Annotated in this window: 22 protein-coding genes and 1 pseudogene; 12 read left to right on the plus strand and 11 right to left on the minus strand. The window is 43.6% G+C overall.

Annotated elements, in window-relative coordinates; translation table 11 throughout:
- Nucleotides 1-453 (plus strand): 3-oxoacyl-ACP synthase, encoded by a 453-nt coding sequence (locus ACTHQF_RS11520; protein ID WP_440430368.1) that lies wholly within the window; start codon nucleotides 1-3, stop codon nucleotides 451-453.
- Between the two features lie 189 nt (nucleotides 454-642).
- On the opposite strand, the gene ACTHQF_RS11525 is transcribed toward ACTHQF_RS11520, so the two are convergent.
- The gene (locus ACTHQF_RS11525; protein WP_440430369.1) at nucleotides 643-1,530 is read right to left on the minus strand and encodes a polysaccharide deacetylase family protein; all 888 of its coding nucleotides are present in this window, start codon (nucleotides 1,528-1,530) and stop codon (nucleotides 643-645) included.
- Between the two features lie 305 nt (nucleotides 1,531-1,835).
- On the opposite strand from ACTHQF_RS11525, the gene ACTHQF_RS11530 reads away from it, so the two are divergent.
- The gene (locus ACTHQF_RS11530) at nucleotides 1,836-4,346 is read left to right on the plus strand and encodes a DPP IV N-terminal domain-containing protein (protein ID WP_440430370.1); all 2,511 of its coding nucleotides are present in this window, start codon (nucleotides 1,836-1,838) and stop codon (nucleotides 4,344-4,346) included.
- A 101-nt stretch (nucleotides 4,347-4,447) separates the two neighbouring features.
- Here ACTHQF_RS11530 and ACTHQF_RS11535 read toward each other — a convergent pair whose 3' ends face one another.
- From ACTHQF_RS11535 to clpB, 3 genes are all read right to left on the minus strand, one after another.
- Nucleotides 4,448-5,056 carry an outer membrane beta-barrel protein gene (locus ACTHQF_RS11535; protein WP_440430371.1) on the minus strand — a complete coding sequence of 203 codons (609 nt, stop codon included), beginning with the start codon at nucleotides 5,054-5,056 and terminating at the stop codon, nucleotides 4,448-4,450.
- A gap of 307 nt (nucleotides 5,057-5,363) precedes the next feature.
- Nucleotides 5,364-5,744: a DoxX family membrane protein gene (locus ACTHQF_RS11540; protein ID WP_440430372.1), complete on the minus strand. Its 381-nt coding sequence runs from the start codon at nucleotides 5,742-5,744 to the stop codon at nucleotides 5,364-5,366.
- Between the two features lie 221 nt (nucleotides 5,745-5,965).
- Nucleotides 5,966-8,575 (minus strand): ATP-dependent chaperone ClpB, encoded by a 2,610-nt coding sequence (gene clpB, locus ACTHQF_RS11545; RefSeq protein ID WP_440430373.1) that lies wholly within the window; start codon nucleotides 8,573-8,575, stop codon nucleotides 5,966-5,968.
- Between the two features lie 259 nt (nucleotides 8,576-8,834).
- Between clpB and ACTHQF_RS11550 the strand changes: the two genes are divergently transcribed.
- Complete coding sequence (locus ACTHQF_RS11550) at nucleotides 8,835-9,446, plus strand: hypothetical protein (RefSeq protein WP_440430374.1); 612 nt, start codon at nucleotides 8,835-8,837, stop codon at nucleotides 9,444-9,446.
- A gap of 99 nt (nucleotides 9,447-9,545) precedes the next feature.
- On the opposite strand, the gene ACTHQF_RS11555 is transcribed toward ACTHQF_RS11550, so the two are convergent.
- Together ACTHQF_RS11555 and pyrE are read right to left on the minus strand one after the other, a co-directional pair.
- The gene (locus tag ACTHQF_RS11555) at nucleotides 9,546-9,944 is read right to left on the minus strand and encodes an SRPBCC family protein (RefSeq protein ID WP_440430375.1); all 399 of its coding nucleotides are present in this window, start codon (nucleotides 9,942-9,944) and stop codon (nucleotides 9,546-9,548) included.
- A gap of 24 nt (nucleotides 9,945-9,968) precedes the next feature.
- Complete coding sequence (gene pyrE / locus ACTHQF_RS11560; protein WP_440430376.1) at nucleotides 9,969-10,610, minus strand: orotate phosphoribosyltransferase; 642 nt, start codon at nucleotides 10,608-10,610, stop codon at nucleotides 9,969-9,971.
- A gap of 55 nt (nucleotides 10,611-10,665) precedes the next feature.
- Here pyrE and ACTHQF_RS11565 point away from each other — a divergent pair, with 55 nt between their 5' ends.
- The gene (locus ACTHQF_RS11565) at nucleotides 10,666-11,220 is read left to right on the plus strand and encodes an NUDIX hydrolase (protein WP_440430377.1); all 555 of its coding nucleotides are present in this window, start codon (nucleotides 10,666-10,668) and stop codon (nucleotides 11,218-11,220) included.
- 19 nt (nucleotides 11,221-11,239) lie between these two features.
- Here the strand turns inward: ACTHQF_RS11565 and coaD are convergent, their stop codons facing one another.
- Genes coaD through ACTHQF_RS11580 form a run of 3 tightly spaced genes read right to left on the minus strand, consistent with a single transcriptional unit; the run spans nucleotide 11,240 to nucleotide 13,075 of the window.
- Nucleotides 11,240-11,701, minus strand: a complete 462-nt coding sequence (gene coaD, locus ACTHQF_RS11570) for a pantetheine-phosphate adenylyltransferase (RefSeq protein WP_440430597.1) — start codon at nucleotides 11,699-11,701, stop codon at nucleotides 11,240-11,242.
- 1 nt (nucleotide 11,702) lies between these two features.
- Nucleotides 11,703-12,248, minus strand: coding sequence for an RsmD family RNA methyltransferase (locus tag ACTHQF_RS11575; RefSeq protein WP_440430378.1), 546 nt, complete (start codon nucleotides 12,246-12,248; stop codon nucleotides 11,703-11,705).
- A complete protein-coding gene (locus ACTHQF_RS11580) occupies nucleotides 12,239-13,075 on the minus strand; it encodes a DUF3822 family protein (RefSeq protein ID WP_440430379.1) in 837 nt (278 codons plus the stop codon). The genes ACTHQF_RS11575 and ACTHQF_RS11580 overlap by 10 nt, the downstream gene beginning before the upstream one ends.
- 52 nt (nucleotides 13,076-13,127) lie before the next feature.
- Here ACTHQF_RS11580 and ACTHQF_RS11585 point away from each other — a divergent pair, with 52 nt between their 5' ends.
- A complete protein-coding gene (locus ACTHQF_RS11585; protein WP_440430380.1) occupies nucleotides 13,128-14,585 on the plus strand; it encodes an ATP-dependent DNA helicase in 1,458 nt (485 codons plus the stop codon).
- A 20-nt stretch (nucleotides 14,586-14,605) separates the two neighbouring features.
- Here the strand turns inward: ACTHQF_RS11585 and ACTHQF_RS11590 are convergent, their stop codons facing one another.
- Complete coding sequence (locus ACTHQF_RS11590; RefSeq protein WP_440430381.1) at nucleotides 14,606-15,226, minus strand: DUF6266 family protein; 621 nt, start codon at nucleotides 15,224-15,226, stop codon at nucleotides 14,606-14,608.
- A 215-nt stretch (nucleotides 15,227-15,441) separates the two neighbouring features.
- On the opposite strand from ACTHQF_RS11590, the gene ACTHQF_RS11595 reads away from it, so the two are divergent.
- From ACTHQF_RS11595 to ACTHQF_RS11620, 6 genes and pseudogenes are all read left to right on the plus strand, one after another.
- A complete protein-coding gene (locus ACTHQF_RS11595; protein ID WP_440430382.1) occupies nucleotides 15,442-17,229 on the plus strand; it encodes an Ig-like domain-containing protein in 1,788 nt (595 codons plus the stop codon).
- 182 nt (nucleotides 17,230-17,411) lie between these two features.
- Entirely contained in the window at nucleotides 17,412-17,687 is a 276-nt protein-coding gene (locus tag ACTHQF_RS11600) for a type I restriction-modification system subunit M N-terminal domain-containing protein (RefSeq protein ID WP_440430383.1), read from the plus strand.
- 7 nt (nucleotides 17,688-17,694) lie between these two features.
- Entirely contained in the window at nucleotides 17,695-18,717 is a 1,023-nt protein-coding gene (locus tag ACTHQF_RS11605; protein ID WP_440430384.1) for a virulence RhuM family protein, read from the plus strand.
- Between the two features lie 128 nt (nucleotides 18,718-18,845).
- Complete coding sequence (locus ACTHQF_RS11610; protein WP_440430385.1) at nucleotides 18,846-19,457, plus strand: type I restriction enzyme subunit R domain-containing protein; 612 nt, start codon at nucleotides 18,846-18,848, stop codon at nucleotides 19,455-19,457.
- Nucleotides 19,342-20,268 (plus strand): annotated as a pseudogene (locus ACTHQF_RS11615) (DUF3387 domain-containing protein). The gene ACTHQF_RS11610 and the pseudogene ACTHQF_RS11615 overlap by 116 nt, the downstream one beginning before the upstream one ends.
- Nucleotides 20,269-20,352: 84 nt before the next feature.
- Complete coding sequence (locus ACTHQF_RS11620) at nucleotides 20,353-21,303, plus strand: NmrA/HSCARG family protein (protein ID WP_440430386.1); 951 nt, start codon at nucleotides 20,353-20,355, stop codon at nucleotides 21,301-21,303.
- Nucleotides 21,304-21,313: 10 nt separating this feature from the next.
- On the opposite strand, the gene msrA is transcribed toward ACTHQF_RS11620, so the two are convergent.
- Entirely contained in the window at nucleotides 21,314-21,805 is a 492-nt protein-coding gene (gene msrA, locus ACTHQF_RS11625) for a peptide-methionine (S)-S-oxide reductase MsrA (protein ID WP_440430387.1), read from the minus strand.
- 262 nt (nucleotides 21,806-22,067) lie between these two features.
- Between msrA and ACTHQF_RS11630 the strand changes: the two genes are divergently transcribed.
- Nucleotides 22,068-22,580 carry a hypothetical protein gene (locus ACTHQF_RS11630; RefSeq protein ID WP_440430388.1) on the plus strand — a complete coding sequence of 171 codons (513 nt, stop codon included), beginning with the start codon at nucleotides 22,068-22,070 and terminating at the stop codon, nucleotides 22,578-22,580.
- The last annotated feature ends 23 nt before the right edge of the window (nucleotides 22,581-22,603 follow it).

The following is a 22,603-nucleotide window of genomic DNA, read 5'->3' on the forward strand; positions in this document are numbered from 1 at the left end:
ATGGAAGCATTGAAAGCAGCCTTATATGATGCCTGTTCGCGTTTCATTGAGGGACGGATTGAAACCGCAGAAACTGCCCTTGCGCAAGCTCAAGAGGCGAGCAATGATGATACCAAAAGTAGTGCTGGCGACAAGTTTGAAACCACCAGGGAGATGATGCAGCAGGATATTTTCAGAAACAAGAAACTGCTGGCAGATGCACAGCAGAATTTGGGTCTATTGAAAAGTCTTGCCGATGTTCCCGTCTCGGAAGTTGTGAAAAATGGGAGCTTAGTGGAAACGAATCAGGGCTTGTTTTACCTTTCGATCAGTGCAGGACAGCTTAGTGTTTCGGGTAAGACAGCTTTTGCGATTTCAGCGGCTTCGCCGGTGGGTCAGTTGATGCTCGGTAAGCGCGTGGGGGAAGTATTTACGTTTAACCAGAAAGCGTATACCATAGTGAATGTGCTTTAGAACACATTGCCGTTGTTTATCACCATAGCTTCTTTATAAATTACAGGAACCACAACGTTCTTGATTCACAGGAGCTACAATGTTTTTTTACTTGATGAAACGCGACATTCGTGTGATCTTATATCCTCGAGACTTAACCAATGTTGTGTGACGTAGCTAGTAACTCCTGAAACTTCCAGTGCAAAGGGGCTAGAAGCTTCTCTGGATACTATTATTCAAACGCTTGGCATCCCAGTATCCACTCGCAATAATCCTTCTAATGGTGAACAAGGGGTCCGTTGGATCTCTTTTTTCCGCCAGCACATAAGCTGATTTGAAGCCGCGCTTCTTAAGCTCTGGAAAAGCCTCTGGGTTCCATAAACCGAATGGGTAGGCGAAGTGCTCCACTTTCTTGCCGGTTATGGACTCCAGCGTTTTTGTTGGTTTCTCTATCTGGGTAACCCAGTCTTCTCCTTTATACTTTTTCACGTTCTGGTGGTCCCAGGTGTGTGAGCCGATCACATGCCCAGCTTCAGATAGTTGTTTCACCTGATCTCTGCTCATATATTTAGGACGTCCAAGGGAAACCGTCATGATGAAATAAACAGCTTTGAAGCCGTGCTTCTTCATCTCTGGAGCGGCGATGGCATATTGATTCTCTTCCGTATCATCAAAGGTAAGCATGATCGGTTTTTCCGGCAGGGGTGTGCCCAAGTTGAGATATGCATAGTATTCATCCGGCAGAATGGTCTGGTAGCCACTATCGGCGAGCATCTTTAAGTGTGCTTTGAAGGTTTCCACCGGCACGATATAGTCCTTTGCAGATTTTGAATCTGTGGCTTTCCAATCTCGGATCTGGTGGTAGCATAAGACCGGAACCTGTTTACGTGAGAGTATTGTATTTGCGTCTGCGATTTTGATTTCGTCTATGTTCGCTGGAGCCGCCATTCTAGCGTTGGAGTCTGCGAGTGCGCTGGCGCCTGCAAGGGCGGTGCTGTCGGTAGTGTCCTCAGTTGCTGTTCTATTCTGAGCTGCGGAGAAACAGCCTGATATTGCCATCATTGCCGCGGCAACAAAGGGTATAAACATTCTATTCATTAGTCGTATAGGTAGATTAGATTCTCGTATTATTTCTCAAATGTATAAAAATGCGAGAACTTGATGGCGTGTTTGATCCATTGCATACCGTTTTATTACTCGTGTACGATTTATCTGAGTCTGCTTAATGATCAAAAGACCTTGTATTATCATCTTTGTTAATTGAAGTACTAACTGCAATGTCAATGTATGTTGCTGATAGACTTTAAATTAGCTCAGGTATTCAGTTGGATATCCTTTTTATTACATCATTTCTCATCTGGCATTTTCCAAATTGCAGTACTTTAGAAATTTAATCTCAACTAATGAAAAAAAGCTACCTATTTTCCCTGGTGGCATGTCTGCTTTCTGGATATGCCCTTGCCCAAACCAGAACTTCAACTGCACTTGATCAGGCTTCCGAATCATCAAAAGCAAACTACCAGCTAGCCGCGCGCTTTTCACCCAACAAGCTGAAGAAAATGGTCTACTCGACCTCCGTTGATCCCCATTGGTTAAAGCTCAGCAACCGTTTCTGGTACATGTTTGAAACCCCCATTGGAAAGTCCTGGATCATGGTTGATCCTGCAAAGCGCAGTAAAAAGCAGATCTTTAATAACGCCGAACTGGCCGCGGAGATCACCCGCATTGTGCGGGATCCTTTCGATGCGGAACATCTCCCTATCGAGAACCTGAAGTTTGCGAAAGACGAGAAGAGCTTGAGCTTCGAAATTAAAAGTTCGATAGAGGAGCTTAAGCCGGATCGCAAGGACAAGAAAGCTGCAGATTCCATGCAGAAGAAGATCTTCTATTTTAATTATGACATCGCAACATCCAGGTTAACTGAAGTTCCGAATTACACCAAACCAAAAGCTAAGCCGGAATGGGGTTCTGTTGCGCCAGATTCTTCGGCTGTGATCTTCACCCGCAACTATAACCTATATTGGATGGATAAGGCCAATTACCTGAAAGCGGTTAAGAATGAGGAGGACAGCACCATCGTAGAACAACAGCTAACCAAGGGTGGCGTGAAGTTCTACGCCTACGGCGATGATGGTGACGGGGAAAACAACGAAGAGGTGCTTAAGAAAGATAAAAAGAGACGTCGTGCTTACGTGCTCTGGTCACCAGACGCGCGCTACTTTGTAATGAACCGTCAGGATAGCAGAAAAGTGAAAGATCTTTGGGTGCTTAACAACACCGCTGCTGGTCGTCCGACCTTGGAAACCTACAAGTACCAGATGCCCGGTGAAAAAGAGGCTCCGGTAGATGAGATTTTGCTGTTCAATTTCGCTGCGAAGAGCTACAAGAAGCTGGATGTCGCGGCTTTCAAGGACCAAAGCGTATCACTATGGCAAGCACCATCGCTGGTCAAAGACCGCGACAACGAGTTCCGCCCGTCAATCTGGTTGGGTAATAACTCGAAGATTTACTTTTCACGTACCAGCAGAGATTTAAAACGTGTAGATATTTGCACCATAGATATCAACACAGAGAAAGTAAGTCCCCTGATCGATGAGCGTTTCAACACCTACGTAGAGATCAACAGACCAAGGTTGGTTAAAGATGGTCAGGAGATCATCCATTGGTCCGAAAGGGACGGCTGGGCGCACTTCTATCTTTTTGATGGTAGTGGCAAGCTTAAGAACCAGATTACCAAAGGTGCATTCCACTGTGAGAGCATCGTGAACATCGATGAGAAAAACCGCGTATTATATTTTACGGCGAATGGGCGGGAGGCAGGTGAGGATCCTTATTACCAGCATCTGTACCGTATTAACTTCGACGGTAGCGGTATGAAGCTTTTGAATCCCGGTAACTTTGATCATGCCGTGAGCATGAATGATGAAGGGAAGTACTTTGTAAACAACTTCTCCAGGGTCAATACCGCGCCAAAGGCGATGGTGATGGACAACAAAGGCAACCCCGTGATGAACCTTGAAACCACGGATCTTTCATTACTGATGGCATCAGGTTACAAGTTTCCTGAACCTTTCAAAGTGAAAGCAGATGATGGCGTAACCGACATTTACGGGGTGATGTATAAGCCTTTTGATTTCGATCCTAATAAGAAGTACCCGATCATCGAGTACGTTTACCCAGGTCCTCAAACGGAAGCGGTAAACAAAGCCTTCACCAAGAGCATGGATAATACCGACCGACTAGCACAGCTGGGTTACATCGTTGTCTCTGTTGGTAATCGCGGTGGGAACCCTGCGCGCTCTAAATGGTACCATACCTTTGGCTACGGCAACTTGAGAGATTATGGCCTGGCGGATAAGAAAGCTGCGGTAGAGCAACTGGCTGCCCGCCACACCTTCATTGATGGAAGCAGGGTGGGCATCACTGGCCACTCTGGCGGAGGCTTCATGTCTACCGCGGCAATGCTGGTTTACCCGGAATTCTTTAAAGCCGCAGTGTCTAAGGCTGGAAACCATGACAACAGTATCTACAATCGCTGGTGGAGTGAAAAACACCATGGGGTGAAGGAAGTGGTCGACGCGAAAGGCGATACAACCTTTACCTACAGCATAGATAAGAACCCGGAACTTGCAGGCAACCTAAAGGGGCATTTGATGATCATGACCGGGGACATCGACAATAACGTTCACCCAGCAAATACCATCAGGCTCGCAAATGAGCTGATGAAAGCCGGTAAACGCTTCGAGTTTGTGATCCTCCCAGGCCAGCGCCACAGCTTTGGTGACCTGACCGAATATGCATTCTGGAAACTTGCAGATCACTTTAATAAGTACCTGATCGGGGATTTCGAGAATCCCGACAAAGTAGACATGGTAGAGATAGATCGCGAGAAGCCACGAAACGGAAAGAAGTAGTAAGCAAAACAAAAAAGCATCCCCAGGGATGCTTTTTTGTTTTGCTGGCTTTAGTCACATGACAGACCATCAGCCAGCGGATTTATTGTGTGTTGTGTTTTTTAGAAGTGGAATTGAATACCCAATTTTGGAGCGAAAAAGTTAGTTCCAAAACTTACGTTGTCATAACCTGCGCCTTTAACATCATTGTCGTTAGCGTCTTGAACACGGTAGTTGGTGTAGCTTAAACCGTTCAATGCTAACTCGATACCGATTTTTTTACTTGGGAAAAATGCAAAACCTGGAGATAATGCTACACCGATCTGGGTAGAGTTACCAAGTTTAGCACCTTCATCACCTTGTGCATCAACCGCATGTGCTGAACCGAATTGCATTGGAACTGCAAGTTGTCCAAAGAATTTGAACTGATCAGAGATGTTAGTGTAGTAGCGACCAAATGGGCTTACCACAAACGCTTCGCTTTTAGTAGTACCAACATTTTTATCGTAGCTGTAACCAATACCAGTACCTACTGCAATATTATCTGCAACAAAGTAACCTACACTTGGAACAATCTCAAAGCTGGTATTTGCTTTAGCGTTAGCGGCATCACTTTTCTGGCTATCAAATGCAAGGTTACCACCTAACATAATCTTTCCTTTTTCTGTTTGTGCTTGAGTACTAAAACCTAAAGCAGCTACTGCAAAAATTGATAATAATAACTTTTTCATTTTCTTAAATTTTAATGTTCAACGTGGTCATTCTTATTTTTATATACTGACCAACGATGTCATATAGTCAATAGGCATGCCAAAGGGAACCCCATTCTAAACGGTAATTAAGCAGGTTTTTTATAACTTCTTAATTGATAAATAAATACGAAAACTGCGTTAGACCTTTATTATTTCTAGATGACACAAGCCAGGAGTATTGTAAAATCAGGGTCATGGAAAGACTTGTACGCTTTGACTATTTTTGAACAAATGTCAGATATTTTAGTGTCAATTCTGGCAAGAAAGACTGCCAGGTCGTCTGGGTTCAGGCCTTAAACATCGGCAGATACTTTTCCCGGTTCTCGTAAATCACCCAAAGGTTGATTGCAAAAAACACCAGTGCGATCGGTAATCCAGAGGTATCCGTTAGGGTATTGGTCAGCATGATCCCGATCATCACCGGAAAGATCACAAGTGCCCCCAGAGCACGAGTTTTTGAAAAGATGAAGAGTAATCCACCAAGTACCTCGGCAAAGCCAACCAAAGGCATCAGCCATCCAATTTGAGTAAATGCTTGAAAGGCCTTAAGCAGGTTTTCGGGAAGGTTCTCGGGTGGAGGCATGTAATTGAAGAACTTGTTTAATCCTGCGTTGATGAACATCAGGCCAAACAGCAGGCTAAGTACGAAGGTGATTTTTCGTTTCATATCGGGATCTATTAAGCCTCCTCTTTTGTCATCAATCCTCTATTTATTACTCATCCCATGGACAGTTTTATTTCTTCAAGGAGGTACACAAATATAAAAGAAACATCAAGTCTTACAAGATGTAACTTATTTAATATCAGCGTCTAAAAATAGAAATCGCCCACATGATTCTATGTGGGCGATTCAAATCATTCAAAGCTTTATTGGCCTGGATATCCGGACTAACCAACAGCCTCAGGTTTCATGTTCAAAAACACGAACTTATGATCGAACATGTCCAGTTTGATCTTACTGTCTTTATCAACCTTACCGGCCAGGATCTCTTTGGAAAGTTCATTTAGAATACGCTTCTGAATAACCCTTTTCAAAGGACGGGCACCAAATTGCGGATCATAGCCCAATTCTGCCAGCCAATCCAGCGCTTCTTCAGACGCTTCAATCTCTACACCCATATCTTTGAGCGTATCCTGTACGTGTCTGAATTGCAGACTAACGATATCCCTGATCTCGTCGCGGTTAAGCGGTGTAAACATGATCAGTTCATCAATACGGTTCAGGAACTCGGGTCTGATGGTTTGTTTCAGTAGCTCAAACACCTCGTTTTTGGTCTTGGCGATCAGCATGTCCCTGTTTTCATCGATCAAGTCCCTGAAGTTTTCCTGAATCAGGTGTGAACCAATGTTTGAAGTCATAATGATGATCGTATTCTTAAAGTTCACCACACGACCCTTGTTGTCGGTTAGACGACCATCGTCAAGTACCTGCAGCAGGATGTTGAACACATCTGGGTGTGCCTTTTCAATCTCATCTAGCAGCACTACAGAGTAGGGCTTCCTGCGCACAGCTTCCGTAAGTTGGCCACCTTCATCGTAACCTACGTATCCTGGAGGCGCTCCAATCAATCTGGATACGGCATGACGTTCCTGATACTCACTCATGTCGATCCTGGTCATGGCGTTTTCATCATTGAACAGGAATTCTGCAAGTGCCTTTGCGAGCTCAGTTTTACCAACACCGGTCGTTCCAAGGAATATAAAGGAACCAATCGGCTTACGCTTGTCCTGTAATCCTGCACGTGATCGGCGGATCGCATCAGAGATGGCCTCAATGGCTTCATCCTGACCCGCCACACGTTTATGCAACTCTTCTTCCAGATGTAATAACTTCGCACGTTCACTGGCTATGAGTTTAGTTACCGGAATGCCGGTCCAACGGGCTACCACACCGGCAATATCGTCGGCGGTAACCTCTTCTTTAAGCATACGGCTTTCCGCCTGCTGACTCTCCAACTCGGCTTTCACTTGTGCGGCTTTATCCTGTGCCTCTTTGATCTTTCCATAGCGGATCTCGGCAACACGACCGTAATCACCAGCACGTTCTGCCTGTGCAGCTTCCAGTTTATAGTTCTCGATCTGTTCAGATAAACTGTTCACCAGTTCCACCTGATCCTTTTCAGCTTGCCATTTGGCTTTCAGCGCATCGCGTTCAGCAGCTAGATTAGCGATCTCTTCGCCTAAGGAAGCGACCTTTTTATCATCATTCTCACGTTTGATGGCTTCCCGCTCAATTTCCAGTTGCATGATCCTGCGGTCAAGCTCATCCACATTTTCCGGAACGCTGTCCATTTCCAGGCGTAGCTTAGATGCCGCCTCGTCCATCAGGTCAATCGCTTTATCCGGTAAGAACCTGTCGGAAATGTAACGCTGCGACAGCTCTACAGCCGCGATAATCGCCTCATCTTTAATACGCACCTTGTGGTGGGTTTCATATCGTTCTTTTAATCCACGTAAAATGGAGATCGCATCCTGGGTATCCGGCTCATCCACGTTTACCTTTTGGAAACGTCTTTCAAGCGCTTTATCCTTCTCAAAGTATTTCTGATACTCGTCCAGGGTAGTTGCACCAATGGCGCGTAACTCACCACGGGCCAGGGCAGGCTTAAGGATGTTTGCAGCATCCATGGCGCCTTCACCACCACCGGCACCAACAAGCGTATGGATCTCATCAATGAACATGATGATGTCGCCTTCACTTTGCTGTACCTCTTTCACCACGGCCTTCAAACGTTCCTCAAATTCACCCTTGTATTTGGCACCAGCAATCAGTGCACCCATATCAAGGGAGTAAACGGTTTTAGTTTTCAGGTTTTCCGGTACATCACCTTTGATGATACGGAAAGCAATACCTTCGGCGATGGCGGTTTTACCAACACCAGGCTCACCGATCAGGATTGGATTGTTCTTGGTTCTTCGCGAAAGAATCTGGATTACCCGTCTAATTTCCTCATCACGACCAATTACAGGATCCAGTTTACCAGACTCTGCATACTCGTTCAGGTTGCGTGCATATTTATTTAAGGCATTGTAAGTTGCTTCGGCGTTTTGGTCGGTAACCCGGTTATCACCGCGGAGCGAAACAATTGCCGTCTTAAGATCTTTCTCGTTTACACCCATATCCTTTAAGAGTTTGGATGTATTGTCATTCGCAGCCAGAATGCCAAGCAGGATATGCTCGACGGAAACGAACTCATCCTTAAATTCCTTAAGATAGGATTGTGCTTTTTGCAAAGCGGTATTAGCCCCGGAAGAAAGGTAGATGTTGCTACCACTTACTTTCGGGTATTTATTGATCTGGGCATCCAGATACTGGTTAAGTACATTTAAATTCACGTTCAGCTTCTTCAATACATAAGAAACCACGTTCTCATCAACATTTAGCAGACCTTTAAGTAGGTGTGCGGTCTCAATAGCCTGTTGCTGATTGCCTTCGGTTATTGCTGAAGCCTGTTGAACTGCTTCCTGGGCTTTGATTGTAAAATTGTTGAAGTTCATACCTGCTTTGGAACAAAACAGATGCCACTGGTCATATAGCTTAAGACTCTGAAAAACTGTCTTGTAAAAATTAGTTAAACAGACTAAATGGCTGTTAGTTAAAGTGTTTAACTGTAAAAATGACCGATGGACTGCGTAAACCCATTGTACTAAGAATAGCTAAGGGTCATGGCCCGAAACGTTAAAATATGTTAACCAGCAAAGAGCCAAGCTTTTAAACGGTATTTTGGTGTAATCAATGTTTAGCCCGCAACAAGCTATGTCGAAAATATTTGTGCTCATGCTGATCCTGTTTTCCAATGGCCTTTTTGCACAGCAGGTGGCGAAACAGGATAGTGCATTAAAACAGCCTCGGAATGCGGGTTCTGATAGTCTGATCAACCTTTGGCGGATGAATTCGATGATGTTGGATGAGGTTAATATTAAGGGCATGAAGAATTATAAGGCTGATTCCTTAAACAGAAGGAGAGAATATGCGTCCATTTTCGCTTACAAGGGACCAAACGTCATGGACGCATTCATCAAGAAAAGGTCTGAAAGCTCCAGACAATACTCCGCTTTCCAGAATTCTACTTCATCCATTGCGAGTATCAATGTGCTGCAGGTATTTGGAATGCTGACAAAAAACAAGTCCTCCGCGTCTAAATTGAAAAAGGCATTATTAAAAGAAGAAGAATCGAGATTTCTGGACGAACGATTCTCCAGAGAGAAGATCATTGCGGTGACTTCCTTAGAAGGCGACTCACTTGATAATTTTATCTCTGAATATAAGCCTTCGGCCGCTAGGGCTACAGAGATGAATGAATATGAGATGCTGATGTACATTAAAACATCTTATGCGGAGTTTCGAAAAGCGCAGCGAAAAGAATAGCCGGTCCTGTATGCGATTGCTGAGATATGGAAACCTAAACGCTATCCAATAAGAAAAGCCCCCGCAATGCGGAGGCTTCCATAACTCGTGTATACCAGCTTAGCCTAAAATTTCAGCAAGCTTGCTGGTCTGATGATCAGCTAACTTCTGCAGCGGCCCTGAAGCCAACATCTTCATCATCATATTCAAATCTGCAGAGATTGTATGTTTAGCAGTAGTTCCGCCATTTGCATTTGGTGCAACATTCCACTTCAGCTCCACGTCAAAAGGCGCTTTCTCCGTTGGAATCGCAGTAAGCTCCTGATTTTCAATGCGGGTATTGATTTTTATCGCCAGCTTCGCCATATTCTGAATGGTAAAACTTGCTTCATCTTCAGTTGACGACCAGTTATAGATGTTTTCCGGCATCAGCTGTTGATGATTATTCAGGTTCGAAAGAAAAGCATAAACTTCCGCTACCGGCTTGTTTAGCTCTGTTGTGCTCTCTATAATGGTCATATATCGTATTTGGTTAATTTATTCCTATTTGCCCCATTCAGCAGGGTTTTCCCGCCATTTCCTTAGCAGTTCAATATCGCTGGATGCGATGAAGCTGTGTTCGGATGCATATTCGATTAATGCATTATAGTTCGACAGCGAAGAATAACGGCATTTTGCGGCTGCAAAGTTCTCATCCGCTACATCAAAGCCATAGGTAAAGATAGAAACGAGACCGGCAACAGATAAGCCTGCATCTCTTAGCGCGGCTACTGCAGCTAAGCTGCTTTTTCCGGTAGAGATTAAGTCTTCTACAAGCACAGCACGTTGGCCTTCGACAATTTCACCCTCAATTAAACTTCCGGTACCATGTTCTTTAGCCTTTGCCCGAACATAGGCAAATGGCAATCCAAGTTCCTGTGCAACCAAGGCACCCTGAGGGATACCAGCAGTTGCAACGCCAACAATCAGGTCAACAGATCCGTACTCTTCCTGAACCAACTGCGTAAGCTTTTGTCTGATGTAGGTTCTTATTGAAGGGTGGGAAAGCGTAACTCTGTTATCGCAATAAATAGGGGATTTCCAACCCGATGCCCAAGTAAATGGATTATTAGGTTGTAACTTTATTGCTTTAATTTGTAAAAGAAATTCAGCTACCTTTAATTCAATATCACTTTTATTAAACATGGTTCAAAATTACAGAATTTATATCAACGATAACAGTTTGTTTATATCAGACACAATGCCCAATGAAGTTAATAGCTTGCAACTTATTGATGCTGAACAGTTTGATTTCAAAACATTTTATAAAAATCTTAGTAAAGGATCAGCAGCACATTATGTAATACTTACCGATGCTCCGAAAGAAGTTTTTAAAAGTGTTAAAGAATCCTGTCAGTTGATCAAGGCTGCGGGCGGTCTGGTTAAGAACGCAGATAAAGCCTATTTGTTTATTTTTAGAAATAAACGATGGGATTTACCAAAGGGCAAAGTTGAAAAAGGTGAAAAAATGAAGGAAGCTGCGCTTCGTGAAGTGGAAGAGGAATGCGGTGTTAAAATTTTCAAGAACAAAGAAAAAATCTGCCGTACCTACCACGTTTACGAGATGAACAATAAGGTGGTATTGAAGAAGACCAACTGGTACAGCATGACCGTTAAAGGTTCGCCCAAGCTTGTACCACAGAAGGAGGAAGGTATTACAAAAGCGGAATGGCTTAAATGTGATGAGCTTGCTCCCGTGTTGAAGAACACTTATCCGTTGATTCTTGATGTACTAAAGTCAGGAGATCTACTCTAATTGGGAGATCCACGCGCATTTACAAATATGGTATAGCTTCTTTCGGCAGAAAGGAGCTAACATCTCCGCCATTACGCAGAATATCACGTACTATCGTCGAGCTGATCGCCGAGTATTCAGGTTTACTTAAAACAAAGATCGTTTCCACCTCGGGCATCATCGTCTGATTGATCTGAGCGATCGCTCTCTCATACTCAAAATCCGCAACAGACCTGATTCCACGCACCATATACGTCGCGTTGATCTTCTTACAGAAATCAACCGTAAGTCCTTCGTAGGTCTGAATCTCTATGTTGGCATCATCAGCAAACACTGCACGAACAATCTCCTCCCGTTTATCTGCAGCCAAAAAGCCTTGTTTAGAACTGTTAAGCCCAATTCCGACTATAATTTTATCGAATAAAGGCAGTGAACGCTTTAAAATATCTACGTGTGCAATGGTGATCGGGTCAAAAGAACCGGGGAATAAAGCAATTTTCATATTATTCATCTGCTGGGTTTTCGAAGAAACTGAATGAGGAGTTACCATATCTGCGGGTTTCCGTAAAGCCCGGAAGGAAGTTCAGCTTTAAAAACGATGGGTGTTCAATGACAAGCAGTCCATTGTCGGTTAGCAGTCCGTTGCTAAGCACCTTCTGTGCAATCTCCGGTATATTCGGAAGGTCATAGGGTGGATCGGCAAAGATGATATGGTAACTCTTTTTGTGTTGATCTAGGAATTTAAAAACATCGCCTTTAATCGTATGGATCTCAGGGAGCTCATATTTTTTGATCACTGATTCCAACCAGTACACGCAACCGGAGTGTTTGTCTACCGCAGTTACGCTTCTGATTCCTCTGGAAGCAAATTCAATACTTATGTTCCCTGTGCCGGAAAACAGGTCGAGCACATCACAGCTGTCGAAGTCGTACGTATTGTATAGTATATTGAACAAGGCCTCTTTGGCCATGTCGGTTGTAGGTCTAACGGGTAAACTTGCTGGCGCACTTAAGCGGATCCCTTTAAGTTTTCCTCCAATTATTCGCATAGATTGAGTGCTAGTAGGCTGGTATAATAATGCGGAGGCATATCCTCCAGAATGGAATTGTGTAAAGTGCTTTCAGCCGGTCTACATAGATCCACGCGCGGAAAGTACTTCATCAGGATATTATGTTGCTCGTCACCCTCATTCAGAATGCCACTTGCAAGCACCTTGGTATCTGTTGTGCTAATTTGCAGCTGCTTCAATAGTAGCAGCAGATAATAGTGGAACTCCTCCGGATTTTCAATCTGAAACACATTCTGGAAGATCATCTTTCCACCACGCAGCAGCATAGCATGGAATGATCCTGCCGTGAAGTCAAGATAGAACTGCTGCTGCTCCGCAGCCTGGTTGATGGCGAGCAAGGATGCTGTTTGTTCAAAGGAGCGTGCCTCACGCCAGTGTGTTTTAATCGCCGATTCCACCGCGTTTGGCAGTAGAAAAAGGCTTTTGAAATCCTGACCAGAATAGCTTGCGGTGTACACACGATCGGAATAATGCTCCAGGTCGCTGAAATATTTGAAATAAGGTTCTACGACCTCAGGGTTGTAAATTGCTTCAGGTACTGCGATGGTATTGGTGGTATATGAGCCAATCTTTACACGATTAAACAGTAAACTTAAATAAGGATCGGAGAGAATGGTAGAAGACAAATTGTGCGCTGTGGGTTGAAAATCCTGGCAGTCATACACCACTTCAATTTTCTGCTCGGTAGTGTTCAGGATGGCATAAGAAAAGCTGTCGGCCGTAATTTTCAACAACAAATTACAATTTAAAGCTGCTACCGGATCAAAGCCCGGGTCTTCCAATAAGATGCTGTTTTTGTTATTCATCTTAGCAAAATTAATCCTTTTTTCTATAACCACAGCATTGCATATTTGTAAAATGGATAAAGCCCAACTCATTGCCCAATCCTATCAATTTACGCCTACCGCCGAACAGCTGGAATTTTGTAGAAAGATGGCGCAGTTTCTCTCGCAACCGCTCGATGGCCAATGCTTTATCCTTAGAGGGTATGCAGGTACCGGAAAAACGACTTCCGTAGCAGCATTGGTGAAGGCTTTACCTAAATTTCGCCTGCGTGCTGCTTTACTAGCACCAACAGGTCGCGCAGCGAAGGTCATGACCAGCTATTCCGGGCGAACCGCACTAACCATTCACAAGCGTATCTACCGGAAAAAATCGGCCGTATCCACGGACATGAACTTTCAGCTGGCGCCAAATCTTGCCGAACATACCGTTTTCATCGTCGATGAAGCTTCCATGATCGCAGATGAATGGAACAGCCAGACAGGCTCTTCTTTTCTGAAGGATCTCATGGATTACGTGTACAATCAAAAGAATTGTGCCGTCATCTTTGTGGGTGATACGGCGCAGCTTCCGCCGGTGGGCAGCATGGAGAGTCCGGCTTTGAACCCTGCTTACGTCGCAGGAACATTCCATAAGAAAGTGATCGAAGTAGAACTTCGGGAGGTTGTCCGGCAGGAGAAGAGTTCCGGGATTCTGGCCAATGCCACCATGCTGCGGGAAATGATCCATCAGTACGAGAATGAGGAGCCAGAAGAAATGGAGGACGAGCTGCCGATCCCTAAATTCTACACCAGTGGGTACAAGGATATTTTTCGCATGACTGGCCTGAAGCTGGTGGAAGGACTGGAGTATGCCTATGGCAAGTTCGACATGGAAAATACACTGGTCGTGTGCCGATCCAACAAGTCTGCCAATGTTTACAATCAGCAGATCCGCGCAAGGATCTTGTACAGAGAGGAAGAGCTTACCGGCGGCGACCAGATCATGGTGGTACGGAACAACTATTTCTGGCTGCCGGATAATGAAGCAACCTCTTTTATCGCCAATGGCGATATGGCAAGGATCACCAGAGTACGCAACCAGGAGGACCGTTATGGCTTCCGCTTCTCGGAAGTGCAGCTGGAGTTTTTAGACTATCCCGATGCTGGCGCAATTACCTGTAAGGTAATGCTCAACACCTTAACCTCTGAAACGCCCAATTTATCATACGAGGACCTTAGAAAACTCTTCGAAGAAATCAGTCTGGATTATGCCCACATTACCAACAAAAAGGAGCGTCTATTGGCGATCAAGGAAGACCCATATTATAATGCCTTGCAGATCAAGTTCGCCTATGCCGTTACCTGCCACAAAGCACAGGGTGGTCAATGGGATGCGGTGTTTGTAGACCAGGGGTATTTAACCGAAGAGATGATAGACCTCGACTTTTTACGCTGGCTCTATACCGCAATTACGCGGGCCAAACGACAGCTGTTCCTGGTGAACTTCGCACAGACACTGTTCCTTTCGGCTGCCCCTGAGGAAGAGTACTAACAGGTGGTGTTTACAAAGGCTCAACAATCAATGGCGCCAAGGTATAAGCTGGTGCTTTGCTTTGACCGGTCTGCTGCCACAAATGCTGCATATATATGAATCGTTTTTCCAACGAATTCAGAATAGGTGTCCATCAGCTGCGTGCCCATGCTTCTAAACGCACCGTGTACTTCGTACAAGGCTGTGCGACTCTGCGGATGATAAGCGAGTAGCATCAGTTGATCTTTATCGCTGCTGCCAGGGATATATTCGGTAGACCAGATTACCTGCAGTTTATCTTCCAGCAGTGCCACCTCCAGTGTTTCAGGTAGGGGTAGGTCACCATGGCTTACTTTAACCAGATCTGGTACAACTTCGCCCTGAATCATTGCGTTTTTGAGGTTGTATGATTTCGCTGCATTGAAACCTACGGTAGTTGCTGAATAGCCAGCGAATCCCGTCCGTAAAAAGACCAGCAAAGGCTGGAGCCATGCATGTGCAGTGGCGAACTTGCTTCTGTTTTTGGCTTCAATTTCGGTGGTCTGGCTGCTGCGTGGCTTGCCTTTACTCCTCATGTAAGGAATGCCTTTCCATACACATCCAACTACTGTTCCGACCTTCCCAACGAAGATGCCATTAATACCTTGTATATACTTTGCCATAAGAGAGGTTAATTGTTTCTTTAAAAATAAGCTATTCTGGTTAATAATACTAATGTAAATGATAATTGTTCAACAGCTGAAAAACACTTTATACACGTGTTGCGTGGGCGAGGTGTGGGGCAGGTGTGAATAAGGTGTGGGAAGGGTGTGCCTGAATTATACACATCTTGCTTTAAGAATCGGGAACTTATAATGTTATTTCCCATCTTCACCGCATGAAAAAATACATTTTAATGCTCTCAATTCTTTTTGTTGTGTTCTCCTGCAAAAAGGATCCTTCAGAGCCAAAGCCAGATTTATCTCTGAAGTCCATTTCTTTATCCGACAGTAATTTAGAATTACTGCTAGGATCGTCGCACACCCTGAAAGCGACATTGAACCCCACCAACGCTGTTTCTGCCACTTTGATTTGGTCGTCTTCTAAGGAAGATATTATCAAGGTAGATAAAGCGGGTAAGCTAGAAGCAATTGGCGTTGGGGAATCCGTAGTCACAGTAAGGAATTCAGATGGTACCGTCAGTGCAAGTTGTAAGGTGGTAGTTAAACCTATTTCGGCTACTCAGATGTTATTGGACAAATCAGCGTTAACCTTAATCATCGGTTCAAAAGACAAGTTAAATGTTCGTTTTGTGCCAGAAAATACTACAAACCAGGAAGTCTTATGGACTAGCTCCAATCCACTTGTGGTGAAGGTGGATGCACAGGGAAATATTGAAGGCGTGGCTGTTGGGGAGGCAGTTGTCACTGCGAAAACAATAGCGGGCGACCCTAGTGCAGAATGTAAGATTGTTGTTAGCCTGCCAGCGATTACCGGCCTTGATATTGATAAGAAAGACGTCCAAGTTCTTGTAGGCGAAGATGTCCAGTACAAAGCAGTTACCACTCCGCCAAATGCCCAACCGGAAGAGCTGGTTTGGTCGAGCTCTGACAACAATATAGCGACCATTTCATCATCAGGTCTGGCTACGACGCTTAAGCCAGGAAAAACAATTATTAAAGTAACCAGTAAATCAGGACATGTGACGGCAACAACAGCGTTGACAGTTCTTCCAGTTAAAGTTCAATCTATTTTGCTGGGCAATGAAGTGCTAAATCTTAACAAAGGTGTTAAGTTCAAACTTAACTATACTGTCTTGCCGGCTGAAGCTACCGATAAAACAGTGAAATTCGAGCTATCGAATAATAACGTTGCTACTGTAGATCAAACAGGAACGCTAACCACGATATCCGAAGGAGAAACTATGCTCACCGTATCGTCGAATGATGGTGCCGCAACAAGTAAGCTATTGATAAAAGTTACCGCTGTGAAAGTTAAAGAGGTTACTTTAAGTAAAACAGCCATCAGTTTACTCTTAGGCCAATCAGAATTGGTTACTGCGAATATTCTCCCTGGAAATGCAGAAAATAAAAACATAATATGGGAAAGTTCCAATGAAGCGATAGCTATTGTAGATAAACAAGGGAAAATCACTTCTATAGCAATCGGAAAAGCAACAATCACAGCCAATGCAGCCGATGGCGGCGCGAAGGCATATTGCGAAGTGGAGGTATCAACGATAGATAATTTTGTCAAAATTGCGGCTAAGCCTAACTCACTGGTGAGCAGTAGTGCCAGCGGCAATTCTGCAAAACTTAGTGTCGGAATCTATAATCCTACTTCAGCTCCGATAAGGATAAAGTTTGTCAAGCTGTTTGTAAATGATGTGCTGAGCAAAAATTACAGCGTGAATGATCCCGATTTGTCTTCAGGATCTTATCTCTACGACCTGGGTCCATTCTTTTTAGGTACTGGTGTATTGGATATGTCTACTTTGATGTTGGGATGGACTATTAGCTTTGAATATGAACTTGAGGGAGTGACGTACAAAAATACCGTGGCGGTAAAAAGAAACGTGATCGGCCAGGTCAATTACAATGATTTTTTCGATGATTCAAATCGATCAATGATGAATAAGTCTATGAAAAATACTATCAAAAAAGGTTCTTCTTTGAAGCTACAGTAAAATAAACCACTTAGTCCTTTGGATTGAATGTAAATCTTTCATATCAATCCAGAGGATTATGTTGATCTTCAAAGGCCTTCAGAGGGTGAAAAAACATAGAATGAAGGAAGAAAATGAAGAATGTCCTCGTCCCATTCCGCTCTTAAACCTTATTTACTTAGATTTACAGTTTAGAACTATAAATGGCAAAAACCGCTCAAAATAAACAAAAGTCAATCGAGGAATCCCTTTGGGATTCTGCAAACAAACTTCGTGGAACAGTAGAATCTTCAGAATACAAGCACGTTGTATTAAGCTTAATATTTCTAAAGTTCGCAAGCGATAAGTTTGAAGAACGCAGAAGAGAATTGGTGGCTGAAGGAAAAGAGAAGTACCTGGCGATGAAAGAATTCTACAACATGAAGAATATCTTCTTGACCGAAGTTGACGTTCATAAGAAGTTACCTCAGTTTATCTAGTTAACAAATGCAATCAGCAAATAGCGATATATTAATATACCAGAACCAGGATGGCAACATCAAAATAGATGTGCGTCTAGAAGATGAAACCGTATGGCTAAGCCAGGTGCAAATTGCCCAGCTATTTGACAAAGGTAGAAGCACCATTACAGAGCACATCAATAACGTCTTCGACGAAGGAGAGCTTGATGAGCAAGTGGTGTGTCGGGAATTCCGACATACCACTCCACACGGTGCAATAACAGGGAAAACGCAAGAGACCGTTGTTAAGCACTACAATCTTGATGTGATCATTTCTGTAGGTTATCGGGTGAAATCAAAGCAAGGCACCCAATTTCGAATATGGGCTACCGCAAGGTTGAAAGAATATATCATCAAGGGTTTCACTTTAAACGATGACCGGTTTAAAACCGGCGCTTCCATGAACTATTTCAACGAACTGCAAGAACGCATTCGTGAAATCCGGTTGTCAGAGCGGTTCTTTTATCAGAAAATCAAAGATATTTATACCACCAGCATTGATTATGATCCGAAGGACGAAAAAACGGTTTCGTTCTTTAAAATTATCCAGAATAAGCTACTTTGGGCAATAAGCGAGCAAACAGCCGCAGAACTGGTATATCGCAGGGTAGACGCATCACTGCCATTCCTGGGCATGCAATCTCTCGATAAAAAAAATCAGTCTATTACGAAAGGCGATGTGAGCATAGCCAAAAATTATCTGAAGGAAGATGAAATTAAGCTGCTGGGACTACTGGTAGAACAATACCTGGCCTTCGCTGAAACCATGGCACAACAACAAACACCAATGTACATGAAGGATTGGATTAATCGTTTAGACAGCATTTTGCAACTTAATGGCAGGGAATTGTTAACGCATGCGGGGGCAATTAGTCATGAGCGCGCACTTGAAAAATCCAGTGGGGAGTATGCCAAGTATCAACTACAGCAAAAGCAGATTGCAAAAGAGGCTAACCTTAAAGAGATCGAAAATGATATAAATGCTTTGAAGAAGCGCATTAAAAGATAATCCCCTACAATGTGCTTTTCAGCATAAACCATATTAACGCTCCATGAAGTTTACGGAATCCCAATTAGAACAAGCATTTATCCATTTACTACCGTCTTTCTGAAAAGGCGACCGTAAGGGGCAAGGCAATGCTTGTTTGCAGCAGCAGGCCCATCGCCTTTGAGCTTTATAAGAATATTATTGCTCTACGCCCCGAATGGAATGAATTCAGGATTGCCGCAGAGGGTGTAACCCTGACAGATAAGGAGCAGAGGGAGATTAAACCCATGGAACGCATCAAGATGGTGATGACAAGGGGGAAAGACGATGATCCGGAACTATATAATATGTTAGGAACCAAAGAGGACCGAAAGGAATTTGACCGCCAGTTTAAAAACGAGAAATCAAACTTTAAAATTGCCATTGTTGTCGACATGTGGCTAACAGGCTTTGACGTTCCCTTTCTTGATACCATGTATATCGATAAACCAATTCAGCGGCACAATCTGATTCAAACCATCTCACGTGTAAACAGAAAGTTTGAATCAAGGCAAAAGGGTCTGATCGTGGATTATATCGGGATTAAAAGACAGCTGAATTTAGCGATGGCACAATATGGTAATTTTGACGATCAGAAAATTGAAGATATCGTCAAAGTACTTTACGGGATCACCTGTAGAACAACTTACAACGCTCAACCTTTTAGCGGAATTCGTGCAGCTTACCCAGGAGCTGGAAAAGCGCTTTATGTATATTGTTAAGCGCTTGAAAGCTGCGTATGATATTTGTTCCGGTAGTGGTGCATTCGACGATGAGGACCGGGACAGAATTCATTATTACCTAGCCATCAGGGCCATTCTGTTTAAGCTTACTAAGGGCATCGCGCCAGACGCTGCACAAATGAATAATAAAGTTCGGCTGATGTTGCAAGAGGCGATCGAAAGCGACGGTGTGGAGGAGATATTCAAATTAGGAGATGCAAATGAAACTGAAGTGGACATTTTCTCTGATGATTACATGGCGAAGATTGATAAGATCAAGTTGCCGAATACCAAAATTAAGCTGCTTCAGAAACTCTTAGCGAAAGCCATCGAAGAAATTTAGAGGGTAAATAAAGTTACCGGTATTGACTTTTCTAAACGCCTGCAATTCATAGTTGACAAATATAATGAGCGCAAAGAAAATGATGTTCTGCGAAGTGAGGTGTTGGAAGATTCTACGGACGAAATCATTGATCTTTACTATGCGTTGAAGAAGGAAAAGGACTCGTTTAAGGATCTGGGGATTGACTTTGAAGAGAAAGCATTTTACGATATTTTGAAGGCTTTGGCCTTTAAATATGACTTTGTTTACCCCGACGAAAAGTTGATTCACCTTGCAAGACAAGTGAAAGATGTCGTAGATGACAAGGCAAAATACACCGACTGGAGCAAACGCGACGATATTAAAGCCGAGTTACAGGTCGATTTGATCATATTGCTTGCAGATAACGACTATCCGCCGATTGATCGAGAAGAAGTTTATAAAGAGATTTTTGAACAGGCAGAAAATTTCAAAAGATATAGCAAATGATCATTGGAAGCGGCCTAGGCAGTTGAGGATCGAGTTGTTTTATAATATGAGTGTTTTTCCTTAACTTCAATCAATCCTAAGCTCATGGCAACAAAAAAGATCATTACCATATTCGGTGCAACCGGCGGGCAAGGCGGCGGACTAGCACAAGCTATCCTTAACGATCCAAATAGCGAATTTGTAGTGCGGGCAATTACAAGGAATGCGGATGCCGAGAAAGTTAAAGCGCTCGCTGCACAGGGGGCTGAGATCGTTATCGCAGACATTGATGATCCAGGCAGTCTAGCGAAAGCGTTCCAGGGCGCTTACGGTGCCTATTGTGTGACCTTTTACTGGGACCACTTTTCTCCGGAAAAAGAGCTTGATCAAGCCAGATCAATGGCAAATGCTGCCAAGGAACATGGGTTAGAACATGTAATCTGGTCCACTTTGGAGGATACACGAAAGTTTGTGCCTTTAACAGACAATCGTATGCCTACACTGATGGAGAACTATAAGGTGCCGCACTTCGATGCTAAGGGCGAAGCCAACAAGTTTTTTATTGAAGCAGCTGTACCAACTACTTTTCTACTCACTTGCTTTTATTGGGATAACTTCATAAGCCTGGGTATGGGACCTAAAAAAGGAAAAGATGGTACATTGGTTTTCTCCTTACCGATGGGTGAAAAACCGCTCAGCGGGATAGCCGTTGAAGACATTGGTAAATGTGCATATGGCATATTCAAGAAAGGATCGGAGCTTACCGGTAAAACGATAGGCCTGGCAGGTGGGCATCTCAGTGGGGCTGAAATGGCGCAGGCATTTGGAAAAGCCCTGAAGCAGGATGTTACTTACCAAAGCATGCCCTTTGATAATTATCGGGCGCTTGACTTTCCTGGAGCGGATGATCTTGGTAATATGTTTCAATTCTATCACGACTTTGCCGATGAGTTTCAGCAAAGACGCAATATTGAATATGTCAGAACACTAAATCCTGATCTACAGTCGTTTGAAGTCTGGCTTCAACGAAACGCAGCTAAGATACCAATGGAATAAATCGCCAGATCTAATTCAGCTTCCATTCCGGTCTTTCAAAATGACAGGTGTAGCCGTACGGGTTTTTCTGTAAATATGCCTGATGTTCTTCTTCGGCATCCCAGAAATCGCCAGCAGGTACAACCTCGGTAACAATCTTACCCGGCCAAATGCCAGAAGCATCCATCTCCTGGATCAGTTGCTCCGCTACTTTTTTCTGTTCTTCGTTTAAAAAGAATATTGCGGAACGGTAAGAAGCACCAATATCATTCCCTTGCCTGTTTCTTGTAGTGGGATTGTGAATCTGGAAGAAATATTCCAATAGTTTACGGTAGGATAACTGTTTAGGGTCAAAAGTTATCGCAATCGCTTCAGCGTGTGTACCGTGGTTTCGGTAAGTGGCATTCGGAACATCTCCACCAGTGTATCCAACTACTGTTGAAAGAACGCCAGGATATTGACGGATCAATTCTTCCACACCCCAAAAACATCCGCCCGCTAAAATCGCTTTTTCAGTTTCCATATTCATTTTTCTGTAACACAAAAATACAAGTTATCGAGCTAACAACATTTAAGATCCGATTGTTCGGACTGGTTTCTGGACCAGATGTCATCTAAATTGACAAAGCGTCCAGAATCCTTCCTGCTGCTTTGTAGTGTTTCATCGTTAGCGGTGCTGGGAATAAGCGGGGAATGCGAATTTTCCTTATCTTGTTTTAAGAACTGCAACGTACAATGCTGGTAAAATGATTTATACGGCTACCAATTTTTTAAAACTTACAATTATGGAGCAAAACTACATCTTCAAAGAACAGCAAAGATTCAGACAATGGTGGCTCTGGTTAATCATCATTGGAATCGATAGCCTGTTGATTTATGGTTTCGTTCAACAGGTGATGCTTGGAAAACCTTTTGGTGACCAACCAATGAGTGACAGCGCCTTAACCCTTGCTGCTGTGCTGAGCCTGGCAGTCACCTTATTTTCTTTATCCATTCGCCTGGAAACACGAATAACCAGGGATGGCGTTGCCGTACGGTTTTTTCCTTTACACTTTAAATATAAGCAGTATGCCTGGGAGACTTTCAGTAAATCCTATGTACGTAAATATGCGCCACTGTCCGAATATGGTGGTTGGGGCTTAAGGTTCGGTATGTCTGGTCAAGGAAGGGCATACAATGTGTCGGGGAACAAAGGACTTCAACTCGAATTTACAAATCAGAAGAAATTATTGATAGGAACCAGGAAGCCTGAAGAACTTTCATTGGTTTTGGATGAAATTGGACAATTGAAAACCTGATGATTATTTAACCATCAATCCAA

It is taken from the genome of Pedobacter sp. SAFR-022 (genome assembly GCF_051965375.1).
Lineage (GTDB): Bacteria > Bacteroidota > Bacteroidia > Sphingobacteriales > Sphingobacteriaceae > Pedobacter.